At 72.1% G+C, this 7,694-nt stretch carries 5 protein-coding genes; 4 read left to right on the top strand and 1 reads right to left on the bottom strand.

Annotation, left to right across the window (positions count from 1 at the left end; translation table 11 throughout):
• The first annotated feature begins 18 nt into the window (after positions 1 to 18).
• From AB0F18_RS26680 to AB0F18_RS26690, 3 genes are all read left to right on the top strand, one after another.
• Positions 19 to 1,482: an LCP family protein gene (locus tag AB0F18_RS26680; RefSeq protein WP_362064892.1), complete on the top strand. Its 1,464-nt coding sequence runs from the start codon at positions 19 to 21 to the stop codon at positions 1,480 to 1,482.
• Between the two features lie 222 nt (positions 1,483 to 1,704).
• Positions 1,705 to 3,447: an LCP family protein gene (locus AB0F18_RS26685; RefSeq protein ID WP_362064894.1), complete on the top strand. Its 1,743-nt coding sequence runs from the start codon at positions 1,705 to 1,707 to the stop codon at positions 3,445 to 3,447.
• Positions 3,448 to 3,758: 311 nt separating this feature from the next.
• Entirely contained in the window at positions 3,759 to 5,306 is a 1,548-nt protein-coding gene (locus AB0F18_RS26690; RefSeq protein ID WP_362064902.1) for an LCP family protein, read from the top strand.
• Positions 5,307 to 5,383: 77 nt separating this feature from the next.
• On the opposite strand, the gene AB0F18_RS26695 is transcribed toward AB0F18_RS26690, so the two are convergent.
• Complete coding sequence (locus tag AB0F18_RS26695; RefSeq protein WP_362064896.1) at positions 5,384 to 6,409, bottom strand: glycosyltransferase family 2 protein; 1,026 nt, start codon at positions 6,407 to 6,409, stop codon at positions 5,384 to 5,386.
• 143 nt (positions 6,410 to 6,552) lie between these two features.
• Here AB0F18_RS26695 and AB0F18_RS26700 point away from each other — a divergent pair.
• Positions 6,553 to 7,694: LCP family protein (locus tag AB0F18_RS26700; RefSeq protein ID WP_362064898.1), on the top strand; the 1,142-nt coding region annotated here is incomplete at its 3' end.

Consider the following 7,694-nt stretch of genomic DNA (forward strand, 5'->3'; position numbering starts at 1 on the left):
GGCCCGGGGCAAAGCCGGGTGCCGGCCGAGGCCCGCTCCGGGCGGCCCGGGGCAGGACCCGGCCCCGGGGCGATTTGTCACCCATATGGCCCTAGACACGACCCCGCCCCCGGGCCGTCCGTCTCACCCGGGAGGAGGATCGGCTCCGGGCCGTGCTCACCCGTACGGCCTGTTGCTGCCGGTGCGGCGGAGCCGTACCCGGCACGGCGAGGGGACGGTGCGCGAGTGAGGGACGGCGCGGGCATACCGGACGGCGCTGCGGCGGCCGCGGGCGCGGGGAGGTCCCCGCGCGGCCGCCGGCGCCGGCGGCTGCTGCGCTGGCTCGGGCTCGGGGCCGTCCTGCTGGTGCTGGCGGGGGCGGCGGCGGGCTGGTGGCTGTACGCCAAGCTCGACGGGAACATCACCGAGGACACCTCGGCCGCGGCCGAGCTGCGGCGCTACGAGCGCGAGCGCCCGTCGCACTTCGCGCGGGGGGCCCAGAACATCCTGCTGATCGGCTCGGACTCGCGTTCCGGGACGGGCAACGCGGGCTACGGGCAGGACGGGGGCACCCAGCGTTCGGACACCACGATCCTGCTGCACCTGCCGGCGGACCGCCGCAGCGCGACGGCGGTGTCCATCCCCCGGGACCTGATGACGGAGGTGCCGGAGTGCCTGGGGGCGGACGGCTCCCGCACCGGGGACCGGTTCGCGCAGTTCAACTGGGCCTTCCAGTGGGGCGGGGCCGCCTGCACGATCCGTACGGTCGAGAAGATGACCGGGATCCGGGTCGACCACCACATGGTGGTGGACTTCGGCGGGTTCAAGAAGATGGTCGACGCGGTCGGCGGGGTGGAGGTCTGCCTCAGGCGGCCGGTCAACGACGCCGAGGCGCACCTGCGGCTGCCGGCGGGCCGGCAGGTGCTGCGCGGGGAGCAGGCGCTCGGTTTCGTCCGGGCCCGCTACAGCCTGGGCAACGGCAGCGACACCGAACGCATGGAGCGCCAGCAGCAGTTCCTGGGCTCCCTGTGGGAGAAGGTGAGCAGTACCGGGGTGCTGCTGAACCCGGCGAAGCTGTATCCGCTGCTGGACGCGGCGACCTCCTCGGTGACCACCGACCCGGATCTCGCCTCGTTGCGGGGCCTGTATGAACTCGTACGGGGCGTACGGGACATACCGGCCGACCAGGTCAAGTTCCTGACCGTGCCCCGTCGCCCGTACACGGCGGACCCGAACCGGGACGAGCTGGTGGAGCCGGACGCGGCGCGGCTGTTCGAGAGCCTGCGGGCGGACCGGCCGGTGGCGGTGACCGCGCCCGAGCCGCCGCCGAGCCCGGATCCGGAGCGCGCGCGGGAGGGCCGGGACGCCTCCGGGGAGGACTCGGGCGAGGGCGCCGGGGAGGGTTCGGGCGGGCCCGTGCCGACGGAAAACGGAACCTCTCCGGCGGCCACACCCGCCCCCACCTTCACAGGAACCACGGCAGGCACGGCCGACTGCCGGTAAAGCAATCCCAAAGCCGCCGGTCCAAGCGAGCCGGATGACCGCTTTGACCCGTTATAGGGGGAGTGTATTTTGTCACCAGCATGGTTTGCGGCTGACCTGGCCGGATAAGGTGAGCGATCCGGCGCACCGGCCACGAAGAGGCCGCGCGCCAGCAGCCGGATCGTTGACCGCGTGCCTGGGGGGAGGCGCGTCGCGAAGCACCGACGGAGGATTCGAGCAACCGTGGATGCGCAAAGCCGTGGGCGGGCGGACGAGATCGACCCCGCTGACCAGTGGGTCCTCAATCCCCGCACTGGCAACTACGAACTGCAACTGGGCCGTTCCGCTGCGCAGCAGCGGCTGGTCTCCGCCCCCCGCAGGACCCGCCGATCGTCCGCGCCCACGGCTCCCTCCACCCCGGCCGCTCCCTCCCCCGCCGTCCCCAAGCCCCGCCGCGGTGACGGCCCGCCCGGCGGGCGGCGCGGCGGCGGCCGTTCCCGCAAGACCGGCGGCGGGCCCGGACGCCGCAAGCGGTTCCTGGTGGTCACCGGCGGGGCGCTGGCGTTCCTGCTGGTCGGCGGCGGGGTCGGCTCGTACCTCTACTACGAGCACCTGAACGGCAATCTGAACGTCATCGACACCGGCGGCGCGGGCGGCGGCTTCAAGAAGGACCAGGCGATCAACATCCTGGTCATCGGCACCGACAAGCGCAGCGGCAAGGGCAACGAGGGCTACGGGGACGCCGACAGCGTCGGCCACGCCGACACCACGATCCTCTTCCACGTCTCCAAGGACCGCACCAACGCCACCGCGCTGTCGATCCCGCGCGACCTGATCACCGACATCCCGGCCTGCCCGACGAAGATCGACGGTGCGGTGAAGGAGATCCCGGGCACCCGGGGCAGCCGTTTCAACAACAGCCTGGGCCAGGAGGGCCGGGACCCGGGCTGCACGATGCGCACGGTCAAGCAGCTGACAGGCATCGAGGTCGACAACTTCATGATGGTCGACTTCAACGCGGTGAAGAACCTGAGCACGGCGGTGGGCGGGGTGCCCGTCTGCGTGGCCAAGGACGTCAACGACCGCGATTCCAAGCTGAACCTGAAGGCGGGCGAGCACCGGCTGGAGGGCGAGCAGGCGCTGGCCTTCGTCCGCACCCGGCACGCCTTCGGCAACGAGAGCGACCTGGACCGGATCAAGACCCAGCAGCAGTTCCTGGGTTCGATGATGCGCGAGATGAAGTCCAAGGAGACGCTGACCAGTCCGAAGAAGTTCTTCTCGCTGGCGGAGGCGGCGACGAAGTCGCTGACCGTGGACCAGGGGCTGGGCTCGATCGGCAAGCTGACCGCGCTCGCGGGCGAGTTGAAGGACATCAACCCCAAGAACGTCACGTTCACGACGCTGCCGGTGGTCGACAACCCGAACGAGCCGCCGAACCGCAAGGCGACCGTGGTCGTGAACACCTCGCAGGCGGACCCGCTCCTGCAGATGATCCGGGGGGACGTGTCCCTCACGGAGGTCGAGAAGAAGGAGCAGGCCGCCAAGGACGCGGCCGAGGCCGACGCCAAGAGCCGGCAGGACGCGCTGCTCCAGGGGAACCGCGCCCCGGCCGGGGACGTCCGGGTGGACGTGTACAACGGCGGCGGCCCGCCCGGGTCGGCCTCCACCACCCTGACCTGGCTGCAGAACACCAAGGGCGTCTACAAGGCCGGCAACCACGGCAACGCGTCGGCGCGGCTGCCCGCCACGCAGCTGGAGTACGCCCCAAACCAGGCGGACCAGGCCCGGGCGCTGGCCGACATGATGGGGCTGTCGGCCTCGGCCCTGAAGGTCGGCGCGGTCGACGCGGGGCCGAGGACCCCGATGAAGCTGACGCTGGGCGCCGACTTCAAGGAGCCCGGTGCGCCGCTCGGCGCGGCGGCCCCGCAGCAGGCCCCGGAGGGGGTCCAGCGGGTCGAGGCGGACAAGGCGGTCTGCGCCAAGTGAGCAGCCGCGTCCGCGGACGCCGAAGCAGGGGCGGGCGGCGGCTGTTAGGCCGCCCGAGGATCGTCCACAGACCGCCGATGGGGCGGTAGCCGGGGGGACCGGCACAATACCGACCAGTAATTATCTTGAGGGGGGTACGCGTGAGGCACAGCAGCGTGCGGGGGGAGGGGGCGCCCGACCAGGCCACCGACGGCATATCCGGCGGCGGCGAGAAGAAGGCGTCCGGCGCGGTGCCCCCACCTCGGAAGGGCGGGGGCGACGGCGCCCGGCCCCCGGGCAGTGGCATCCCCGCCCGCCGGCGCCGCCGGCGGGTGCTGTTCTGGGTGGCGTCCGTCCTGGCGTTCCTGATCCTGGGAACCTCGGCGGCCGGGTACCTCTACTACAACCACCTCAACGACAACATCCGCAGCGGGCAGCGCCTCAGCGGCGAGAGCGGCGTGGAGAAGACCCACGCCAACGCCAAGGGCCAGCGCCCGCTGAACATCCTGCTGCTCGGCTCCGACAGCCGCAACAAGCCGGAGAACGTCGAGCTCGGCGGCAGCCGCGACACCGTGGGCAACCCGCCGCTCGCGGACGTGCAGATGCTGCTGCACGTGTCGGCCGACCGGGAGAACGCCTCGGTGGTGAGCATCCCGCGCGACACCCGGGTCGACATACCCGAGTGCACGGACCCGAAGACCGGCGAGAAGTTCAAGAAGACCAACGCGATGATCAACGAGTCGCTCGGTCGCGGCGGCCCGGGCTGCACCCTGGCCACCTGGGAGAAGCTGACCAACGTCTACATCGACCACTGGATGATGATCGACTTCTCCGGTGTCGTGCGGATGGCCGACGCCATCGGCGGTGTGCCGGTCTGCGTCAAGGACAACGTCTGGGACCGGCCGCTGCCCACCTCCGGCGGCGGCTCGGGCCTCAAGCTCCAGAAGGGCACCACCCGGGTCAAGGGCGAGCAGGCGCTCCAGTGGCTGCGCACCCGGCACGCGTTCAGCAGCGACCTGGGCCGGGCGCAGGCCCAGCACATGTACATGAACTCGATGATGCGCGAGCTCAAGAGCCAGAACGCCTTCACCGACGTCGGCCGGATCACGGACCTGGCCGAGGCGGGCACCAAGGCCCTGGAGGTCTCCGAGGAGATCGGCTCGGTCAAGAAGCTCTACAACCTGGCCATGCAGCTCAAGGACGTCCCCACCAACCGCATCACGATGACGACGATGCCGACGTTCCAGGACCCCCGGGACGAGAACCGGCTCATCGTGAACCAGGCGGACGCCGAGAAGCTGTGGACGATGCTCCGCAAGGACGTCGCGTTCGACAAGAACGGCGAGCCGCAGTCCCCGCAGAGCCCGTCGGCCTCCCAGCCCGCCCCCGGCGCCTCGCAGCCGGCCCCGGGTGCCTCGCAGCCTCCGGCGCAGCCCACCCAGCAGCCCTCGCCGGCTCCGTCCACCGCCCCGGACAAGATCGCCGTGAACGTGGTCAACGGCACCGCCGTCGAGAAGATGCCGCTGGCCCCCCACCGGGCGAACGCGATCGCGGACGTCCTGGTCTCCAAGGGCTTCACCGGGGCCAAGGCGGACACCGCGCTGACCCCGGAGAAGACCACGGTGGTGCGCTACCCGACGCCGGAGCTGGCGGACGAGGCGCAGAGCGTGGCGGCGGCCCTGGGCATCCCGAACACGGCGGTGCAGCAGTCGGCCGACGTCTCCAAGGTCACCCTGGTCGTGGGCGGGGACTGGCGCGAGGGCAACGCCTACCCGCAGGCCGCCCCGCCGGCGGCCGGCGCGATCCCCGACACGGCGGACGCGCTCAACGGCTCGGACACCGGTGCCTGCATGGAGGTCTACAAGCCCTACCGCTGGTAGGCGGGCGCCGCTGAACGCGAAGGGGTGACCCGGTCCCGTACGGACCGGGTCACCCCTTCGCGTGGTGTGTGCGGCCCTCAGGCCTCGGCCGGCTCGCGGCGCACCGACGGGCGGCGGCTGGCGATGACCTTCCGGGCCAGCGAGCGCGGGCTGGTGAGGAAGCCGTAGCCCCAGCTCATGTGCATGGTCGCGAGGGCCACCGGGATCTGTGCCCGGGCCTTGAGGGACAGCCCCTTGCCCGCCGGGACGGAGCCGGCGGTGATCGCCGCGAGGTAGCCGGCCGGGACGGCGAACGCCCACGGGGTGACGGCGACGCCCGCGACCACCCCGGCCGCGATCGCGCAGACGGCGGTCGGCGGGGCCAGGTAGCGCAGGTTGATCGAGCCCGCGTGGTAGCGGGCCACCACGTGCCGCCAGCGGCCGTAGTCCTTGTACTGCTTGGCCAGGGCCCGCACGGAGGGGCGCGGGCGGTACTGGACCTTCAGCTCGGGCGAGAACCAGATCAGCCCGCCGGCCTCGCGGATGCGGAAGTTCAGCTCCCAGTCCTGGGCGCGGATGAACTCCTCGTTGTACCCGCCCTGCTGTTCGAGGGCCTCCCGGCGGAAGACGCCGAGGTAGACGGTCTCGGCGGGGCCGGCCTGACCGCCGGTGTGGAAGGCCGCGTTGCCGACGCCGATCTTCGAGGTCATCGCGGCGGCGACGGCGTCCTCCCAGGCGTTCTCCCCCTCGGCGTGCATGATGCCGCCGACGTTCTGCGCACCGGTCTCCTCCAGGAGGCGGACGGCGGTGGCGATGTAGTTCGGGGAGAGCATGCCGTGGCCGTCGACGCGGACGACGATCGGGTGGCGGGAGGCCTTGATCGCGGCGTTGAGGGCGGCGGGGGTCCGTCCGGTGGGGTTCGGGACGGTGTGGACGCGGGGGTCTTCTCGTACGAGCTCGGCGGCGATCTCGTCGGTGCGGTCCGTGGACGGCCCGAGCGCGATCACCACCTCCATCTCGCCTGCGTACTCCTGTCCGAGGATGTGCCGGACGGATTCACGCAGGTGGCGCTCCTCGTCGAGCACCGGCATGATCACCGAGACTGCGGGCTGCTGGGCGGGCATGGCGTCCTTCACGGTCGGGTATCGGTGCCACGTTACCGCGTACGGGGGACACCGGTGCGCGGCGGAGGAGCGGTACGGACAGATGCTGATCGTATGGGCCTACTGTTCTGACGAATCTGCCCGACGTACCGGGAGGTGTCCCCGTGCCCCAGCCGCACCGCCCCACCCGGCCCGCCGGGCCGGCCCAGCCGCAGCGCGCACGGAAGGGCGGCGGCCGCGGCGGGACGGCCCGCGGCCGCCGCGACCGGCCGCGGTGGGGCGTACGGATCGCGGCCGGGCTCTCCCTGGTGGTACTGGGCTCCGGGGCCATCGGGCACGCCGTGATGACCGGCCTGGACACCGGCATCGAACGGGTGGACCCCTTCAAGGACATGAAGAACCGCCCGCAGGCCGGGCACGGGGTGAACTTCCTGCTGGTCGGCACCGACGGCCGCGACAAGATCACCCCGGAGGAGAAGCGCGAGTACCGCCTCGGCGGGGAACCCTGCCACTGCACCGACACGATCATGCTGGTGCACCTGTCCGCCGACCAGCAGCGGGCCAGCGTGGTCAGCCTCCCCCGCGACAGCTACGCGGAACTCCCCGCGCACCAGGACCCGGTCACCGGAAAGCCCCACCGGCCCCACCCCGTGAAGCTCAACGCCGCCTACGCCGAGGGCGGGCCGAACCTCACCGTGCGGACCGTCGAGAACATGACCCGGGTCAAGATCGACCACTACCTGGAGGTCGACTTCACCAGCTTCATGCGCACCGTCGACGCGATGGGCGGGGCCGAGATCTGCACCGCCAAGGCCCTCCACGACCAGAACACCGGCCTGCACCTGCTGCCCGGCACCCACCGCCTCACCGGCGGCCAGGCCCTCCAGTACGTCCGCTCCCGCCACGTCGACGGGGCCGCCGACCTGGGCCGGATGCAGCGCCAGCAGCGGTTCGTCGCCGCCCTGATCAAGCAGGCCACCGGGGGCGGGGTACTGCTCAACCCGGTGAAGTTCAAGGAGGTCAGCTCCACCCTGCTGGGCTCGGTGCGCGCCGACAAGGACTTCGGCTCCGAGCAGATGCTGGCGCTCGGGCAGGTCATGCGCGGCTTCACCCCCTCCTCGTCCGAGTTCGCCTCGGTCCCGATCGGGGACCCCTCGTACCCGGTCAAGGGCATCGGCTCGACCGTGAAGTGGGACGAGCACAAGGCCGCCCGGCTCTTCGAGTCCCTGCGCGAGGACCGCCCGCTGGCCCCGCCCCGCCCCGGGCAGCCCGCCGGGGCCGCCGGCCGGCCCGCGGCCCCGGCGGC

Origin of the sequence: Streptomyces sp. NPDC029216 (genome assembly GCF_040648015.1) — a bacterium.
Classification (GTDB): Bacteria; Actinomycetota; Actinomycetes; order Streptomycetales; family Streptomycetaceae; genus Streptomyces.

Excerpts from the sequence above, each read along its gene's own strand:
- AB0F18_RS26695 (WP_362064896.1), bottom strand. The coding sequence starts at position 6,409 with ATGCCCGCCCAGCAGCCCGCAGTCTCGGTGATCATGCCGGTGCTCGAC.